Genomic DNA, 16,433 nt, shown 5'->3' on the forward strand with positions numbered 1-16,433 from the left:
CTTCACGCAGCGACGCCGGCCTGGTCCAGCATCGCGTGCAGCAGCACGTTGCAGCCGGCGGCCAGGTGTTCAGGCCGGGCGTCTTCGATCTCGTTGTGCGAGATACCGTCCTTGCAGGGCACGAAGATCATCGCGGCCGGCGCGACGCGCGCGACGTACACCGCGTCGTGGCCCGCGCCGCTCACGATGTCGAGGTGCGGCAGGCCCGCGCGCGCGGCGCCCTCGCGCACCGCGTTCACCAGCGCGTCGGCAAAACGCACCGGCGGGAAATACACGGTCTGCTCGATCGTCACGCTGAGGCCACCCTGCGCCTGCAGCGCGGCACACGCCTGGCGGATGCGCGTATCCATGCGGTTCAGGCCTTCGTCGTCGGCATGGCGCAGGTCGACCGTGAAGGTCACGCGGCCCGGAATGACGTTGCGCGAATTGGGGTGCACATGCACGTAGCCCACGGTACCGCGCCCATCCGGCTGCTCATCCATCGCGATGCGGTTCACCATCTGCATCAGGCCGGTGGCGCCCTGCAGCGCGTCGCGCCGCAGCTTCATCGGGGTCGGGCCGGCATGCGCTTCCTGGCCGGTCACGACCACGTCGTACCAGCGCTGGCCGAGCGCGCCGGTCACCACGCCGAGCGGGATGTCGGCATCTTCGAGCACCGGACCCTGTTCGATGTGGGCCTCGAAGTACGCGCCGAAGGCCGGCGCGCCGGACGCCACCGAGGCCGGTGACTCGCCCGCAAAACCGATGCTGCGCAGGGCTGAGTCGACAGTGATGCCGTCGCGGTCGGCGGCTGTCAGGGCGTGGTCGAGCGTGAACGCGCCGGCATAGACGCCCGAGCCCATCATGACCGGCACGAAGCGCGAACCCTCCTCGTTGGTCCAGACGCAGACCTCGAGCGGCGCCTCGGTCCGGATGCCGGCATCGTTCAGGGTGCGCAGCACTTCGAGGCCGGCCAGCACGCCGTAGTTGCCATCGAACTTGCCGCCGGTGGGTTGTGTGTCGATATGGCTGCCTGTGGCCACGGCCGGCAGCGCCGGGTTCTGCCCCGGCCGGCGCGCGAACAGGTTGCCGATGGCGTCGACGCGCACGCTACAGCCGGCTTCTTCGACCCAGCGCACGAACAGTTCGCGGCCCTGGCGATCCAGGTCGGTGAGGGCCAGACGGCACACGCCGCCCTTGTCGGTGGCACCGATGCGGGCCAGTTCCATCAGCGAGGCCCAGAGACGTTGCGGGTCGATGGCGAGGTCGGCAAGCCTGACGGCCGCGCGTGGAGGTGTGAGGGTGGTGGTCATGAGGATTCGGCAGCAGAAAGCGTGCCCGTCCATGGTACGGCTGTGGCCTGTCGCGCAAGGCAGCCGGTCAAGGTAAGCCCTATGGGCCGGAAAAGTCACAGCCGTTACGATTCGGCGCCGCACGCACTACTGGCGGGCGCGGCGCCTCGTCAACACTTTGCCTCCCCGATGTCCTCCTCTCCCGAGTCCGGCCCCGTGCTGGACGCCGCCAGCCCGTTGCCCCCCGAAATCGAAGCCACCGACGAACAGGCCCGCGTGCCGCTCGCCATCGAAGACTGGGCCACCGTGGTCATCATGGGCCTGCTGGCCTGCATCACCTTTGCCAATGTGCTGGTGCGCTACTTCACCGACTCGTCGTTCGCATGGACGGAGGAGTTCTCGGTGTTCCTCATGATCCTGCTGGCCATGGTGGCCGGCTCGGCCGCGGTGGCGCGCGACCGGCACATCCGCATCGAATACTTCTCCGAAAGCGGCTCGATGGCGCGGCGCAAGCGGCTGTCGCAGTTCGGCGCGGTGCTGGTGGCGGCGCTGTTCTTCCTGATGGCTGGCCTGAGCGTGCGGATGGTCTGGGACGACTACAAGTTCGACGAAACCTCGCCGGGCATCGGCGTGCCGCAGTGGTGGTATTCGATCTGGCTGCCGATCGTTTCGACCGCGATTGCATTGCGCGCCTGTGGTCTGTTCGTGCGACGCGGAAGACGCGACGACCGGGACGCCGAATGATCGCCACCCTGCTCTTCGTCGCCTTCGTGCTGCTGATGCTGGTCGGCGTACCGATCGGTGCGGCGCTCGGCCTGGCGGGCGCCGCCTGCATCGCGCTGGCCAATGCCGATGCGCAATGGTTCGGCCTGCTGGCCGTGCCGCAGAACTTCTATGCAGGCCTGGGCAAGTACCCGCTGCTCGCGATCCCGATGTTCGTGCTGGTCGGCTCGATCTTCGACCGTTCCGGCGTGGCGCTGCGCCTGGTCAATTTTGCGATCTCGGTGGTTGGGCGCGGCCCCGGCATGCTGCCGATGGTGGCAATCCTGGTGGCGATGTTCTTGGGCGGCATCTCGGGCTCGGGCCCGGCCAACGCCGCCGCGGTGGGCGCGGTGATGATCGCGGCCATGTCGCGCGCCGGCTACCCGCCCGCGTTCTCGGCCAGCGTGGTGGGCGCCGCGGCGGCCACCGACATCCTGATTCCGCCGTCGGTGGCGTTCATCGTCTATTCGGTGCTGGTGCCCGGTGCCTCGGTGCCGGCGCTGTTCGCGGCCGGCATGGTGCCGGGCATCCTGGCCGGGCTGGCGCTGATCGTTCCGGCCGTGTGGATGTCGCGCTCGCACAAGATGGGCGCGCTCGAAGCGACCCTGCCGCGGCCGGCCTTCTGGAAGAGTTTTCGCGAAGCAACCTGGGGCCTGGCAGCGCCGGTGCTCATTCTGGGCGGCATGCGTGCCGGCTGGTTCACGCCGACCGAAGCGGCCGTGGTCGCCGTGTTCTACGGGCTGTTCGTCGGCATGGTGATCTACCGCACGATCAAGGTGCGCGACCTGTTCGTGATCCTGCGCGAGTCGGGCGAGTTGTCGGCAGTGATCCTGCTGGTGGTGTCGCTGGCGGGCATCTTTGCCTACTCGCTCTCTACTCTTGGCGTCATCGATCCGGTGGCCAATGCGATCGTGAACTCGGGCCTCGGCGAATACGGCGTGCTGTCGCTGCTGATCGTGATGCTGATCACCGTCGGCATGTTCCTCGACGGTGTCTCGATCTTCCTGATCTTCGTGCCGCTGCTGTGGCCGATCGTGCAGTTCTACAAGTGGGACCCGGTCTGGTTCGGCGTGATCCTCACTCTCAAGGTGGCGCTGGGCCAGTTCACCCCGCCGTTGGCCGTCAACCTGATGGTGTCTTGCCGCATCGCCAACGTGCGCATGGAAGAGACCGTGCGCTGGGTCGGCTGGATGCTGTTTGCGATGTTCCTCGTGATGGTGGCCGTGATCGTCTGGCCCCAGCTTGCCCTGTGGCTTCCCGCCAAACTCGGTTATTGATTTTTCCCAAGGAGACAACCATGAAATTCCGCCGCACGCTGCTCGGCCTTGCCGCCGTTGCCACCGCGCTCGCCACCTTCTCGGTCGCCGCGCCCGCCCAGACCGCCTACAAGGCCGAGTACAAGATGTCGCTGGTGCTCGGGCCGCCGACGCCCTGGGGCCAGGCCGGCAAGCTCTGGGCGGACATGGTGAAGGAGCGCACGCACGGCCGCATCAACATCAAGCTCTACCCGGGCGTGTCACTGATCCAGGGCGACCAGACGCGCGAATTCAGCGCACTGCGCCAGGGCGTGATCGACATGGCCGTGGGCTCGACCATCAACTGGTCGCCGCAGGTGAAGCAACTCAATCTGTTCTCCATGCCGTTCCTGATGCCCGACTACGCGGCGATCGACGCGCTGACGCAGGGCGAAGTCGGCAAGGAAATCTTCGCCACCATCGACCGCGCCGGCGTGGTGCCGCTCGCATGGGGCGAGAACGGGTATCGCGAGCTCACCAATTCCAAGAAAGCCATCAAGTCGCCCGAAGACCTGAAGGGCATGAAGATTCGCGTGGTCGGCTCGCCGCTGTTCGCCGACCTCTTCACCGCGCTCGGCGCCAACCCGACGCAGATGAGCTGGGCCGATGCCCAGCCCGCGCTCGCCAGCGGCGCGGTCGACGGCCAGGAGAACCCGCTGTTCCTGTTCACCGTGCTGAAGATGCACAACGTGGGCCAGAAGTTCGTGACCACCTGGGGCTACGTGGCCGACCCGCTGATCTTCGTGGTCAACAAGGAGATCTGGGCTTCGTGGACGCCGGCCGACCAGGCCATCGTGAAGCAGGCCGCGATCGATGCCGGCAAGCAGGAAATCACGCTGGCCCGCAAGGGCCTGGTCGAAGCCGACAAGCCCGTGCTGAAAGACATCGCCGGGATGGGCGTGACCGTGACGCAACTGTCGCCCGCGGAACGCGAGGCCTTCGTGAAGGCAACCCGGCCGGTCTATGCGAAGTGGAAGACCACTGTGGGCGCCGACCTGGTGAACAAGGCCGAGAAGGCGGTGGCGGGACGCAAGCAGTAGGTCGATCCCGCCTTGAGAAAAAGCCCCGCACAGCGGGGCTTTTTCTTGCGCTTCTTACTTGCCCGCGACGACCTCGGGCATTGCCGAAGAGTGGTGGTGCGCGATCAACCATTGGCCGTTCACCCACTCATAGACATACGTGTAGCGGGCATTCACCTTCTTGCCGTCCTTGAACTTGAAGGTGTAGGTGCCGACGTCCTGCGCCACGTTGCAGCCGATCTTGATGATGCGCTGGTCGATCGTGCCCTGCGGCGCGTCCTTCAGGAACTTGACGAAGTAGTCGTGGATCTCCGCCGGGTTCGTGCGCGGCTTGTTCGAAACGGTCGGCAGCAGCACGCCGTCGACGGCGTAGTTGGCGACGACCTTGTCGGCATCCAGCGTGCGCAGCGAGTCGTTCCAGCGGTCGAACAACGCCGCGATCTGCGGCTCGGTGGCCGGCACGCAGATCCCCGCGGCCGGCGCCTGCGCGAAGGCAGTGGTTGAAATGGCGAGAACCGCCGCCGTCGTTGCCGAGAGGGAGAGCGTACGAAGCACATTCATGGAGTTTTCCTTTTTGAAATGAGTAGTCGATCACCGGGATTTCCGGTGCTGCATCGCGTTTGCGAGACAGGACTTCATTCTTCGGTCCCTCCATGAACACCACCCGTTGTTCACCATGAATCCGGGGTGACGCGCACATGAACATCGGATGAACTGCCTCAGCCCGGCACGGCATCCAGCCGATAGCCCACACCGCGCACCGTCTTCAGCAATGCAACGGGGTGGCCATCGTCGACCTTGGCCCGCAGACGGCGGACATAGACGTCGACGATGTTGGTCAGGGGGTCTTCGTTGGTGCCCCAGACATTGGAGAGGATGCGCTCGCGGCTGTAGACGCGACCCGGGGCCGTCATCAACAGCTCGAGGAATGCAAGTTCCTTGGCGGTCAGCGGGACGAGCTTGCCGGCACGGGTGACCTGCATGCGTTCCCGGTCGAGCACGAGGTCTGCCACCTGCAGCGTGGTGGCTCTGGGCCGTTGCTCCCGGCCGCGACGCAGCAGGGCCTCGATGCGCGCCAGCAGTTCCTCGAACGCAAAGGGTTTGGTGAGGTAATCATCGGCACCCAGGCGCAGGCCACTGACCTTGTCCTCGGTTTCGCTCAGCGCGGTCAGCATCAGCACCGGCACGTGGTGGCCTTCGGCACGCAGCGTCTGGCACAACTCCAGGCCGCTCAGGCCGGGCAGCATCAGATCCAGCAGCAGCAGCGAAAGATCGCTGTTGCGCGCGAGTTCGAGGCCCTCGGGCCCGGTGCGCGCGAGCTGCACGCGGTACCCCTCGGCACGCAGCCCCCGCAACAGAAAGTCGGCGACACGCATGTCGTCTTCGACCACCAGTATGTTCATGATTCTTGCGTCACGATGAGAGGGTGGGACTGTACAGGCAGGGCAACTCGATGCGCACCGTGGTGCCCTGCATGGGGACGCTCTCGATGTCGATATGGCCATGGTGGGCGTGCACGATGGCCTGCGCGATCGACAGCCCGATACCGGTTCCGTCGGCCCGGTGCACGCGGGCGCGGCGGCCACGGACAAAACGCTCGAACACCGTCGGCAACTCGTCCGCATCGATACCGATCCCCTCGTCTGCCACACGCACTTGCACGCGGCTGTCGGTCGACTGCCAGCTCACCCGAACCGTCCCGTCCGTGCGCGAATAACGCACCGCGTTGTCGAGCACGATGACGAGCGCCTGCCGCAGGCGATCGGCATCGGCCTGGAGCGTGACCCCGGGCAGGTCGGCACCCGGTGCTTCCAGCTCAACGCGCACGTTGTGCCGTGCACCCAGCGCGCCAGCCATTTCGGTGGCGTCGCCCAGCAGCTCCGCCAGGTCGACCGCGCCGAACCGCATCGCCAGTTGATCGGCTTCGGCCCTGGCCACCAGAAGCAGGTCGTCGATCACGCCGGTGAGTTGCTTCACGCCGCCCACGATGCGCGTCAGCGTCTCCCGGTACTCGGGCAGCGGCTTGTCGGCGCCGCGCAGGGCGATCTCCGCCTCTCCGCGGATCGCCGTGGCCGGCGTGCGAAGCTCGTGGCTGAGATCGGCGAGAAGCTGGCGGCGCCGCTGGTCGATCTGTTGCAGTGTCTGGTGCGCCGCGCGCAGCTCGCTGGTGCGCTCCAGAACCGCATCCTCGAGCCGGCGACGCGCCGCATCGGCGTCGTGCCGGTGCTGCTGCAATTCGGCTGCCATCGCATTGAAGTGCTCGGCGACGCGGTCGAACTCGTCGCGCGAACCCAGCGCGATGCGGTGGTCGAGTGCGCCGGCCCGCAAGGCCTGCGTGCCTTCGAGCAGGCGATCCAGCGGCCGCTGCAGCCGCCGGTTCAAGTACAGCGCGAGCACGACGGCTGCAGCCAGCGTGAGGGCCGCCAGGCCGATGGTCTGCTGGCGCAACCGGTCCAGGCCGCGCTCGGTCGCGGCACGGGCAATGGGCATCACGTTTCGCTGTCGTTCGATCGCGCCGTTGATCAGCTCGCGCAGGTCGCGGCCGCGCGCCACATCGAACACGCCGTTCAGTTCCTGCCAGACGCTGGCGAACTCGGCGCCGCGCTCCAGCGGCGCCAACCCCAACAGCCGCGCCCGGACTGAGGCGATGTTGTCGTCGAGCAGTTCGCTCATGGCGACGAGCTGGCCGACTTCCGGCGGTATCGGCACCTCTTCGAGTGCCGCGATTCCGCCCCACAAGGAAAGATCGCGGCGTGCGAGGGTCCTGAGCTTCTCCGTGCTGGCCTGCATGCGCGTCAGCAGGCTGTCACGCACCTCGGGCGAAGCGTTCGCATCCATCAGTTGCTGGGACGCCCAGACGCGCAGCCGCTGCTTGCTGGCCGACAGTTCCAGCAGTTCCGACAGGATGTCGCTGGCCAGCCGGCTGTGCTGGGCGTAGTCGTTGACCCGATTCGCTCCCCGATAGACGAATGCGGCCTGGATGCAAACCAGCGCGACCAGCGCAGCGAACGCGAGAGACAGTCGTAGGCGAAACATGCGGCACTTTAGCGTCGCAGCATGCGCCGATGCATGAACAACAAATTAACGAACGGTGCCGGGGCGAGGCGTGGCGTGGCGCCCATTGCGTCACTCCGCCGTGATGTTGGCCTCCTTGACGATGACCATGTAGCGCGTCTGCTGGCGCGCAATGAAGGCGCTGAAACTGTTGCCCAGCAGCGTCTGGGCCTCGAAGCTCTGCGGCGCCAGTCGATCCGACACGAACTGGGATGCCATTGCTTTCTGGACCAGCGCCTCGAGCTTCTTTGCAATCGGCTCGGGAAGACCGTGAGGTGCCCACAGGCCGTACCACGACACCATCTCGAACCCGGGGTAGCCCGATTCCGCCACGGTCGGTACGTTGGGCAGGCTCGCAATACGATGACTTGTGGTGACGGCCAATGGCTTCAGCTTGCCCGCTGCGATGTGCGGAGCAGAAGATGGGATCGCATCGATCATGCCGCTGACCTGCCCTCCGAGCACGTCGTTGAGGGCTCCCGCGGTACCGCGGTAGACGATGATGGGAATGTCCAGCTTGCTCTCCCTCTTGATCGCTTCCTCGGCCAGATGCATGGGAGAGCCCACGGCCGAGGTGCCGAACGCATGGCCCTTGGGATTGGCGCGCGCCGATTCGACGAATTCCTTCAACGTCTTGGCCGGGAGGGACGGATGAATCGACAACACCATCGGCACGGAGCCAAGCATGGCGATCGGGCGGAAGTCGCGGATCGGGTCATAGCCGACCTTGCGGCTGATCAGCGGATTGGCGATCAGCGTGGGCGACTGGACCAGCAGCGTGTAGCCGTCCGGGGCGGCCTTGGCGACGGCCTCGCTGCCGATGGCGCCGCTCGCACCCGAGCGGTTGTCGACGATGAACTGCGTGCCTGTCTGCTCGGTCAGGCTCTGCGCCAGCACGCGGGCAACGAGGTCGACCGTGCCGCCGGGCTGGTAGGGAACAACGATCCTGACCGGCTTGTCGGGATAGTTCTGTGCCTGGCCGGCGAGCGAGGTGCCAAGGACGGCAAGACCGAATGCAAGTGCAGCGATGGGGTTCATGAGTGAGATGTCTCCGTTTCAGCAGTCGCAGGGGAGCTTCAGCAAGCGCAGGGCGTTGCGGAAATAGATGCCTTCCTGCTCCGATTCCGACAGGCCGAGTTCATCGATCGCCTTGGGGATCGTGCGCAGAAACATGGGGCCGCCCTCGGGGTCGAACGGACAGTCGGTCGCGAACAGAACCTGGCGCGCACCGAAGAAGTCCAGCCCGCAGCGAAGGCCGCTGCGACCGCCGGCCAGCGCCGTATCGGCGTAGAACATGCGGAAGTAGTCGATGGGGCGCTTCGCCATTCGCTTGAGCATTCCCTCGTAGTCTTCGTCCGAGGTGCGGCTGCCGAATTGATCCAGCCCGGGGCCGACGCGGCCATCGAAGAACGGGATCATCGCGCCCATGTGGTGGGTGATCAGTTTCATGTTCGGCCAGCGGTCGAAGAAGCCGGAAAACACCATGCGTGCCATCGCGGCGCTGGTTTCGTAGGGCCACCCGAAGGTCCACCAGATTTCGTACCTGGATTTGCTCTCGGACGCATAGTCCGGCACGTTGGCGCCGCGCGCCGGGTGCATCCAGATCGGCACGTCGTAGCGGTTGACCGCCGCTTCGAAGATCGGCCAGAACTCATCCTCGTCCAGCGGCCGCCCACTGACGTTGGTGAAGACCTGGATGCCGCGGGCGCCAAGAACCGTGATTGCACGCTCCATCTCCTTGAGCGCTTCGGGCACGTTGTTCATGGGCAGCGAGGCGACGAAGGCCGGAAACTTCTCCGGATGCGCATCCCGGATTGCCGCCATGCCGTCGTTGGCAAGCCGCGCCAGCTCCGGCGAGTCGTCGGGCCCGGCAATCAGCTCGATCGGGGGATTCGAGAGGGTCAGCACCTGCTGGTAATCGGGGAACCCTTCCATCATCTTCAGCCTCGCTTCGAGGTCGTAGAGGACGGGGATCGTCAGCCACCGCTTGATGGCCCCCTTGTCCTTGGCCATCGAGGCCATCCTGTCGAAATAGGCACGCGGAAAGATGTGTGCGTAGCTGTCGATTTTTTTCACGTTGTCTCTTCTGCTGGCTGGCAAGAACGCCATTTATTCACTATTGGTGAATTATGGGGCGAAGAAAAGGGGCCTGCAAGGCCCCGGGGCTCCGTAGTTACCGCAGGACGTAGGCGGTCACGACATCGATGATGTGCAGCATCCGCTGAGTGAGCATCTTCTGGCTGCCGAGCTCGCAACTGAAGCCGACCGAGAGCGTGTGGATGTTGGACAGGTAGAAATAGGCGCAGCCCGCCATCGTGATGTACAGCTGCATGGGGTCGATGCCCGCGCGGAACACGCCCTCTTTCTGTCCCCGTTCGAGGATGCCGGCAAGGGTTTGCAGAAGCGGCGAGTTCAGTTCCTTGATGCGGGGAGAGGCGGCCAGGTGCCTGGCCTTGTGCAGGTTCTCGCTGTTCAGGAACGTGATGAACTCGGGGTGGGCAATGTAGTAGTCCCAGGTGAACTCGATGAGCCGCCGCAGCGCAGCCAGGGGGGCCATGTCCTTGAGATCGAGATACAGCTGCGCATCCCGTATCTCCTCGTACACGCTCTCGAGCACCGCGGAGAACAGGCCGTCCTTGTCCTGGAAGTAGTAGTACACGAGCCGCTTGTGCACGCTGGCCTCCGCCGCGATCCGCTCCAGCCGCGCCCCACCCAGGCCGTACACGGAGAACTCGTTTCTCGCTGCCTGCAGGATGGCTTTGCGGGAGCGATCCGCGTCCCGGGTTCTGGCTTCCGCCGCAATCGTCTTCTTCATGGGCAATTCTTCAATGCAAGCTCACGTTGGGTGAATTATTAGGGTAATTCCTTAAGTTTTACTCCCCTGTGACGCGCCACAGGCGACTCCACATAATTCACACTTCGTGAATTGATCTGCGTGCCGCGTCCGATCCAGGCCCCCGCAACCTTAGCGGCTCGACTGCGCACGGGCATTCACCGCCAGTTTTCACCACCGAGGAGAGCCCATGAAGAAAACCATCGTGGCAGCAGCCGTGCTGTCTTGTGCCGGCGCGGCATCGGCGCAATCGTCCGTCACCTTGTTCGGCGCGATGGACGCCGGCATCAGCTACTACAGCGCGACGAGTTCGTTCTACAACAACACCGCCCGACCGGTCGCGCCCGCGCCCGACGTGACGCGCAGCCAGACTGCGCTGTCCAGCAGCGGCACCACGCCCAGTCGGCTGGGCTTCCGGGGTACCGAGGATCTCGGGGGCGGCCTCGCGGCCAGCTTCTGGCTCGAAGCAGGGCTGGCCAACGATGCAGGCCTCGGCGCCGGGCCGGGCGGCGCGTTTGCCTTCAATCGCCGATCCACCGTGAGCTTCTCCGGGCCCTTCGGCGAGGTTCGCCTGGGCCGCGACTACACGCCCACCTACTGGAACGATGCCGTCTTCAGCCCTTTCAGCACCCTGGGCGTCGGCACCAACGTGGTGTCGGCGGTCGGCAGCAATCTGCAGGTGGCGAAGGGGCCGGGTTCCGCGATGTCGGCAACGGACAACTACATGCGAACCGGCAACAGCATCGGCTACTTCCTCCCCCCGGGCCTGGGCGGCTTCTACGGCCAGTTTCAATATGCGCTGCACGAAAACGTCGGCCAGGGCAATGTGCCTGGCACCCCGTCGTCGAAGGGTCGCTTCGCCGGCGGCCGCTTCGGCTATGCCGCGGGCGCGCTGGATGTTGCGGCCGCTTATGGCGAAAGCACCGCTGCCGATACCACCGCGGTGAGCGCAGCCGGGCTTGCCACGGGCGCCAGGCTCAGCGAGAAGACCAAGACCTTCAGCATCGGCGCCTCCTACAATTTCGATGCCTTCAAGCTCTTCGGGGAGTTGTCGCATGTGCGCGACGTGTCGAGGTCGACGGCACCGATTGCGGGCGTCGGCGCACTCACCACCCGGGAAAGCGACAAGTACAAGGGCGGCCTGGTCGGGGTGACCGTTCCGCTCGGGGCCGGCCTCTTCAAGACTTCCTATTCGTGGGTGAAGTTCGACAACGACCTTGGCCCGCTGGCCACGCCCTTCGCGCCGGGTCGCGACGCTTCGGTCAGGAAGCTCGCCGTGGGCTACGAATACAACCTGTCGAAGCGCACCGCCCTCTACGCCACCGTGGCACGCATCCGCGTGAAGGACGGGCAGAACAACCCGGCCATCATGGGCGCCATTGCCGGAGCCGCCGCCACGTACGCTTCAACCGGCGCCGGCACCTCGGGCTATGCGCCCAGCAGGTCGACCGGCTATGACTTCGGCATGAGGCACGCCTTCTAGGACACCTTGCCCACCACCGCCGGCGCTTCCCAGCCCCCGCCCAGCGCGCGGATCAGCCCCACCGTCGCCTGGTACTGGGCCGACTTCACCTGCAGCGCCTGGCGCCGGTTGCGCAGTTCGCTGCGGCGCGCGTCGAGCAGGTCGAGCTGGCTCACGTAGCCGTTGCGGTAGCGCGCGTCGCTCAGCACGGTGGCACGCTTGGCCGAGGCAACGGCGCGGGCCTGCACCGCCGACTGTTCTTCGAGCAGGCGCAGCGCCGAGAGCTGGTCTTCCACTTCCCTGAACGCCACCAGCACCTGCTCGCGGTAGCTCGCCAGTGCGCCGTCGAGCTGCGCCGAGGCGCCCTGCACGCCGGCCTCGCGCCTGCCGCCATCGAGCAGCGGCAGCGACATCAGCGCGCCGACGCCCCATGAGCGGGCCGACCACTTGAACAGGTCGCCCAGGTCGCTCGATGCATAACCGCCGGCACCGGTGAGCGCGATGCTCGGGAACCAGGCGGCCTTGGCGACGCCGACGCGGGACTGCGCCGCCTGCATCGTTCTTTGCGCAGCAGCCACGTCGGGCCGGCGCTCCAGCACGGTCGAGGGCAGGCCGGCCGGGATCGAAGGCAGGGTCGTCGTCCAGTCGGCGCCTTTCAGTTCGAACTGCGAGGCGACATCACCGGTCAGCACGGCCAGTGCGTGCTCGAGTTGGGCTCGCTGGCGATCCAGCGCGAGCGCGTCGGATTCGGTCGAGGCCATTTCGGTCTGGACGCGGGCCACGTCGAGCTCGGCCAGGTCGCCGGCGCGGAAGCGGCGCTCGGTCAGGCTCAAGGTGCCGCGATAGGCCTCGACTGTTTCGCGCACGATCGCGCGCTCGTCGTCGAGCGCGCGCAGCGCCAGGTAGCTCTGCGCCACTTCGGCCTGCACCGCGAGTTTGGCACTGCGCAGCAGGGCCTCGCGCGAGCCGGCATCGAGCGCCGCCGCGTTGCTGGCGCCCGAGAGCCGGCCGAACAGATCGAGCTCCCACGAGACATTGGCGCCGGCCGTGATCAGCGTGGCCGGCGTCTTGCTGCCATTGCCGCGATCCAGCCCGGCGCCGCGGTTGGCGCCGGCGCCCAGGCCGACCTGCACCGAGCGGTCGGCATCGACGGTGCGGGCGATGGCGCGCGCTTCGGCCAGCCGCGCGGCTGCCTGCTGCACGCTGGTGTTGTTGACGGCGGCGCGTTCGACCAGCGCGTCGAGCGTGCTGTCGTTGAAGGCGCGCCACCAGGCGCCGTCGGCCTGCGCCGGCGCTGCGGCGGTGGCCGCCACGGTGGTCGCGGCGTTTTCCTTGAACTGCACCGGCGTGGTGACGCCGGACGACAGCTCTGCCGTCGACGCACAGCCGGCCAGCACCAGGGCGGCAACCAGCGGCAGCAAGGCGCCGCGCAAAGTGGAGGAAATGCGATTCGTTGTCATGGTCTGGACTCCTTGTGTCGCTCGTTCATTCATTCGTGCGACGGGCGCGGCGCGGCCGGCTGTGCGTGCAGCGGGCCGCCACCGCCAGCGGGCGACGCGAAGGCTTCGGTCACGTGCGGCACCGCGCCATGCAGCTTCAGCGGCCGGTTGCCCGTAAGGCGGCGCAGCACCACGTAGAACACCGGCGTGAGGAACAGGCCGAAGGCCGTCACGCCGATCATCCCGGCGAACACCGCCACGCCCATGGCGCTGCGCATCTCGGCGCCGGCACCGGTCGACAGCACCAGCGGCAGCACACCCATCACGAAGGCCAGCGAGGTCATCAGGATCGGGCGCAGCCGCAGCCGGCTCGCTTCGATCGCGGCCTGCACCGGGGTGCGGCCAGCGAACTCCAGCTCGCGTGCGAACTCCACGATCAGGATCGCGTTCTTCGCACTCAGCCCCACCAGCACGATCAGCCCGATCTGCGTGAAGACGTTGTTGTCACCTCCCGATATCCAGACGCCGGTCATCGCGGCGAGCAGGCCCATCGGCACGATCAGGATGATCGCGATCGGCAGGGTCAGGCTTTCGTACTGCGCAGCCAGCACCAGGAACACCAGCAGGATCGCCAGCGGAAACACGAGGAACGCGGAGTTGCCGGCCAGGATTTCCTGGTAGGTGAGCTCCGTCCACTCGAAGCTGATGCCCTGGGGCAGCGTCTCCTTGGCAATGCGCTCGATCGCGTCCTGCGCCTGGCCCGACGAATAGCCGGGAGCCGGGCCGCCGTTGATGTCGGCCGCAAGATAGCCGTTGTAGCGCATGGCGCGCTCCGGGCCGAAGCTGGAGCTGACCTTCATCAGCGCCGACAGCGGCACCATTTCGCCGGAGTTGGAGCGCACCTTGAGCAGGCCCACGTCTTCGGCCCGCGCACGGTACGGCGCATCGGCCTGTACCCGCACGCTGTAGGTGCGGCCGAACTTGTTGAAGTCGTTCGCGTACAGGCTGCCGAGGTAGATCTGCATGGTGTCGAAGATGTCCGTCACCGGCACGCCGAGCTGGCGCGCCTTGGTGCGGTCGATGTCGGCATAGAGCTGCGGCACGTTGACCTGCCAGCTGGTGAACATGCCGGCCAGCTCGGGCGCCTTGGAAGCCTTGGCCATGAAGGCCTTCACGGAGGCGTCCATCTGGTCGTAGCCGAGCGAGGCGCGGTCTTCGATCTGCAGCTTGAAGCCGCCCGTGGTGCCCAGGCCCGCCACCGGTGGCGGCGGGAACATCACGATGAACGCGTCCTGGATGCCGGCGAACGCCTGGTTGAGCTGCCCCGCCACCGCGCCACCGCTCTGGTCGGCGCGCTTGCGCTCGTCGAAGGGCTTCAAGGTGGCGAACACGATGCCCGAGTTCGAGCTGTTGGTGAAGCCGTTGATCGACAGGCCCGGGAACGCAATGGCGTCCTGCACGTTCGGGTTCTTCTTCATGATCTCGCCCATGCGATGGATCACGTCTTCGGTGCGGTCCAGCGTGGCGCCATCGGGCAACTGCGCGAAGCCGATCAGGTACTGCTTGTCCTGCGCCGGCACGAAGCCGCTCGGCACCGCCTTGAACAGGCCGAAGGTGACGCCGATCAGCGCCAGGTAGATCACCAGCATCAGCGTCTTGCGCGAGATCACGCCCTTGACGCCGCCGCTGTAGGCCTCGGAACCGCGATGGAAGAAGCGGTTGAAGCCGCGGAACAGCCAGCCGAATGCCTTGTCCATGCCGCGCGTCAGCGCGTCCTTGGGTTGGTCGTGGCCGCGCAGCAGCAAGGCGGCGAGCGCGGGCGACAAGGTGAGCGAGTTGATCGCCGAGATGACGGTCGAGATCGCGATCGTCACCGCGAACTGGCGGTAGAACTGGCCCGTGAGGCCGCTGATGAAGGCCAGCGGCACGAACACCGCCACCAGCACCAGCGCGATCGCGATGATCGGCCCGGACACTTCGCGCATGGCCTTGTAGGTCGCTTCGCGCGGCGTGAGGCCGGCCTCGATGTTGCGCTCCACGTTCTCGACCACCACGATCGCGTCGTCCACCACGATGCCGATCGCCAGCACCAGCCCGAACAGGCTCAGCGCGTTGATCGAGAAGCCCAGCAGGTGCAGCACGGCGAAGGTGCCGACCACCGAGACTGGCACAGCCAGCAGCGGGATGATCGACGCGCGCCAGGTCTGCAGGAACAGGATCACAACCAGCACCACCAGCGCGATGGCTTCGAGCAGGGTGTGCAGCACCGATTCGATCGAGGCGCGCACGAACTGCGTCGGGTCGTAGGCGATGCGGTACTCCACGCCTTCGGGCATGTTCTTCGCGATCTCGTCCATGGTCTTGCGCACGTTGGAAGAGATGTCGAGCGCATTGGAGCCCGGCGCCTGGAACACGCCCATGCCGACCGCGGCGTCGTTGTTGAGCAGCGAACGCAGCGAATAGTCGGCCGCGCCGAGCTCGAGCCGGCCGATGTCGCGCAGCCGGGTCACGGCGCCGTCGGTGCCGGTCTTGACGATGATGTCGCCGAACTCTTCTTCATTCTGCAGACGGCCTTGCGCATTGATCGACAACTGCATGTCGACCCCCGAGAGGCCCGGCGACGCACCGACCACGCCGGCCGCAGCCTGGATGTTCTGGCTGCGGATCGCGGCGACCACGTCGCTGGCCGAGAGCCCGCGCTGCGCGACCTTCTGCGGATCGAGCCAGACGCGCATCGAGTACTCGCCGCCGCCGAAGATCTGCACCTGGCCGACGCCCTGGATGCGCGCGAGCCGGTCCTTGACGTTCAGCACCGCGTAGTTGCGCAGGTAGTTGATGTCGTAGCGGTCGTTCGGCGACACCAGATGCACCACCATCGTGAGATCGGGTGCGCTCTTGACGGTCGTGATGCCGAGCCGGCGCACTTCCTCGGGCAGGCGCGGCTCGGCTTGCGAGACGCGGTTCTGCACCAGTTGCTGCGCCTTGTCGGGATCGGTACCGAGCTGGAAAGTCACGGTCAGCGTCATCGCGCCGTCGGTGGTCGCCTGGCTGCCCATGTAGAGCATGCCTTCGACCCCGTTGATCGATTCCTCGAGCGGCGTGGCCACGGTTTCGGCAATCACCTTCGGGTTTGCGCCGGGGTACTGGGCGCGCACCACCACCGAGGGCGGCGCGACTTCGGGGTACTCAGAGATCGGCAGGCCACGCAGGGCGATCAGCCCCGCGATAACCATCAGCACCGACAGCACGCCGGCGAAGATCGGCCGGTCGATGAAGAATTTGGAAAGATTCATGATCC

Annotated in this window: 13 protein-coding genes; 4 read left to right on the forward strand and 9 right to left on the reverse strand. The window is 66.4% G+C overall.

Annotation, left to right across the window (positions count from 1 at the left end; genetic code table 11):
* Positions 1 to 2 precede the first annotated feature (2 nt).
* Entirely contained in the window at positions 3 to 1,292 is a 1,290-nt protein-coding gene (locus tag QTI05_RS05455; protein ID WP_286541633.1) for a Zn-dependent hydrolase, read from the reverse strand.
* A gap of 168 nt (positions 1,293 to 1,460) precedes the next feature.
* Here QTI05_RS05455 and QTI05_RS05460 point away from each other — a divergent pair, with 168 nt between their 5' ends.
* Genes QTI05_RS05460 through QTI05_RS05470 form a run of 3 tightly spaced genes read left to right on the forward strand, consistent with a single transcriptional unit; the run spans position 1,461 to position 4,368 of the window.
* Positions 1,461 to 2,015 (forward strand): TRAP transporter small permease, encoded by a 555-nt coding sequence (locus QTI05_RS05460; RefSeq protein ID WP_286541632.1) that lies wholly within the window; start codon positions 1,461 to 1,463, stop codon positions 2,013 to 2,015.
* The gene (locus QTI05_RS05465; protein ID WP_286541631.1) at positions 2,012 to 3,310 is read left to right on the forward strand and encodes a TRAP transporter large permease; all 1,299 of its coding nucleotides are present in this window, start codon (positions 2,012 to 2,014) and stop codon (positions 3,308 to 3,310) included. The genes QTI05_RS05460 and QTI05_RS05465 overlap by 4 nt, the downstream gene beginning before the upstream one ends.
* Before the next feature lie 20 nt (positions 3,311 to 3,330).
* Positions 3,331 to 4,368 (forward strand): DctP family TRAP transporter solute-binding subunit, encoded by a 1,038-nt coding sequence (locus QTI05_RS05470; RefSeq protein WP_286623235.1) that lies wholly within the window; start codon positions 3,331 to 3,333, stop codon positions 4,366 to 4,368.
* Between the two features lie 54 nt (positions 4,369 to 4,422).
* Here the strand turns inward: QTI05_RS05470 and QTI05_RS05475 are convergent, their stop codons facing one another.
* The 6 genes from QTI05_RS05475 to QTI05_RS05500 all read right to left on the reverse strand — a co-directional run bounded on the left by QTI05_RS05475 (position 4,423) and on the right by QTI05_RS05500 (position 10,222).
* Positions 4,423 to 4,908, reverse strand: coding sequence for an SgcJ/EcaC family oxidoreductase (locus QTI05_RS05475; protein ID WP_286541629.1), 486 nt, complete (start codon positions 4,906 to 4,908; stop codon positions 4,423 to 4,425).
* A gap of 158 nt (positions 4,909 to 5,066) precedes the next feature.
* A complete protein-coding gene (locus tag QTI05_RS05480; RefSeq protein WP_286623236.1) occupies positions 5,067 to 5,750 on the reverse strand; it encodes a response regulator transcription factor in 684 nt (227 codons plus the stop codon).
* A gap of 10 nt (positions 5,751 to 5,760) precedes the next feature.
* On the reverse strand, positions 5,761 to 7,383 hold the full coding sequence (locus QTI05_RS05485) for a sensor histidine kinase (protein ID WP_286623237.1): 1,623 nt from the start codon (positions 7,381 to 7,383) through the stop codon (positions 5,761 to 5,763).
* Between the two features lie 90 nt (positions 7,384 to 7,473).
* A complete protein-coding gene (locus tag QTI05_RS05490) occupies positions 7,474 to 8,439 on the reverse strand; it encodes a Bug family tripartite tricarboxylate transporter substrate binding protein (RefSeq protein WP_286541626.1) in 966 nt (321 codons plus the stop codon).
* A gap of 18 nt (positions 8,440 to 8,457) precedes the next feature.
* Positions 8,458 to 9,414 (reverse strand): amidohydrolase family protein, encoded by a 957-nt coding sequence (locus QTI05_RS05495; RefSeq protein WP_353505943.1) that lies wholly within the window; start codon positions 9,412 to 9,414, stop codon positions 8,458 to 8,460.
* A 160-nt stretch (positions 9,415 to 9,574) separates the two neighbouring features.
* Positions 9,575 to 10,222, reverse strand: a complete 648-nt coding sequence (locus tag QTI05_RS05500) for a TetR/AcrR family transcriptional regulator (RefSeq protein WP_286623240.1) — start codon at positions 10,220 to 10,222, stop codon at positions 9,575 to 9,577.
* A gap of 202 nt (positions 10,223 to 10,424) precedes the next feature.
* On the opposite strand from QTI05_RS05500, the gene QTI05_RS05505 reads away from it, so the two are divergent.
* On the forward strand, positions 10,425 to 11,717 hold the full coding sequence (locus QTI05_RS05505) for a porin (RefSeq protein ID WP_286623242.1): 1,293 nt from the start codon (positions 10,425 to 10,427) through the stop codon (positions 11,715 to 11,717).
* Here the strand turns inward: QTI05_RS05505 and QTI05_RS05510 are convergent.
* On the reverse strand, positions 11,714 to 13,156 hold the full coding sequence (locus QTI05_RS05510) for an efflux transporter outer membrane subunit (protein WP_286541622.1): 1,443 nt from the start codon (positions 13,154 to 13,156) through the stop codon (positions 11,714 to 11,716). The two genes, QTI05_RS05505 and QTI05_RS05510, sit on opposite strands and share 4 nt — an antisense overlap.
* A gap of 29 nt (positions 13,157 to 13,185) precedes the next feature.
* Entirely contained in the window at positions 13,186 to 16,428 is a 3,243-nt protein-coding gene (locus QTI05_RS05515) for an efflux RND transporter permease subunit (RefSeq protein ID WP_286541621.1), read from the reverse strand.
* Between the last annotated feature and the right edge of the window lie 5 nt (positions 16,429 to 16,433).

The organism is Variovorax fucosicus, assembly GCF_030316825.1.
GTDB classification, from domain to species: Bacteria; Pseudomonadota; Gammaproteobacteria; order Burkholderiales; family Burkholderiaceae_C; genus Variovorax; species Variovorax fucosicus.

Coding starts and splice junctions, on each gene's coding strand:
- QTI05_RS05455 (WP_286541633.1), bottom strand. CDS start 1,292: ATGACCACCACCCTCACACCTCCACGCGCGGCCGTCAGGCTTGCCGAC.
- QTI05_RS05460 (WP_286541632.1), top strand. CDS start 1,461: ATGTCCTCCTCTCCCGAGTCCGGCCCCGTGCTGGACGCCGCCAGCCCG.
- QTI05_RS05465 (WP_286541631.1), top strand. CDS start 2,012: ATGATCGCCACCCTGCTCTTCGTCGCCTTCGTGCTGCTGATGCTGGTC.
- QTI05_RS05470 (WP_286623235.1), top strand. CDS start 3,331: ATGAAATTCCGCCGCACGCTGCTCGGCCTTGCCGCCGTTGCCACCGCG.
- QTI05_RS05475 (WP_286541629.1), bottom strand. CDS start 4,908: ATGAATGTGCTTCGTACGCTCTCCCTCTCGGCAACGACGGCGGCGGTT.
- QTI05_RS05480 (WP_286623236.1), bottom strand. CDS start 5,750: ATGAACATACTGGTGGTCGAAGACGACATGCGTGTCGCCGACTTTCTG.
- QTI05_RS05485 (WP_286623237.1), bottom strand. CDS start 7,383: ATGTTTCGCCTACGACTGTCTCTCGCGTTCGCTGCGCTGGTCGCGCTG.
- QTI05_RS05490 (WP_286541626.1), bottom strand. CDS start 8,439: ATGAACCCCATCGCTGCACTTGCATTCGGTCTTGCCGTCCTTGGCACC.
- QTI05_RS05495 (WP_353505943.1), bottom strand. CDS start 9,414: ATGGCCAAGGACAAGGGGGCCATCAAGCGGTGGCTGACGATCCCCGTC.
- QTI05_RS05505 (WP_286623242.1), top strand. CDS start 10,425: ATGAAGAAAACCATCGTGGCAGCAGCCGTGCTGTCTTGTGCCGGCGCG.
- QTI05_RS05510 (WP_286541622.1), bottom strand. CDS start 13,156: ATGACAACGAATCGCATTTCCTCCACTTTGCGCGGCGCCTTGCTGCCG.
- QTI05_RS05515 (WP_286541621.1), bottom strand. CDS start 16,428: ATGAATCTTTCCAAATTCTTCATCGACCGGCCGATCTTCGCCGGCGTG.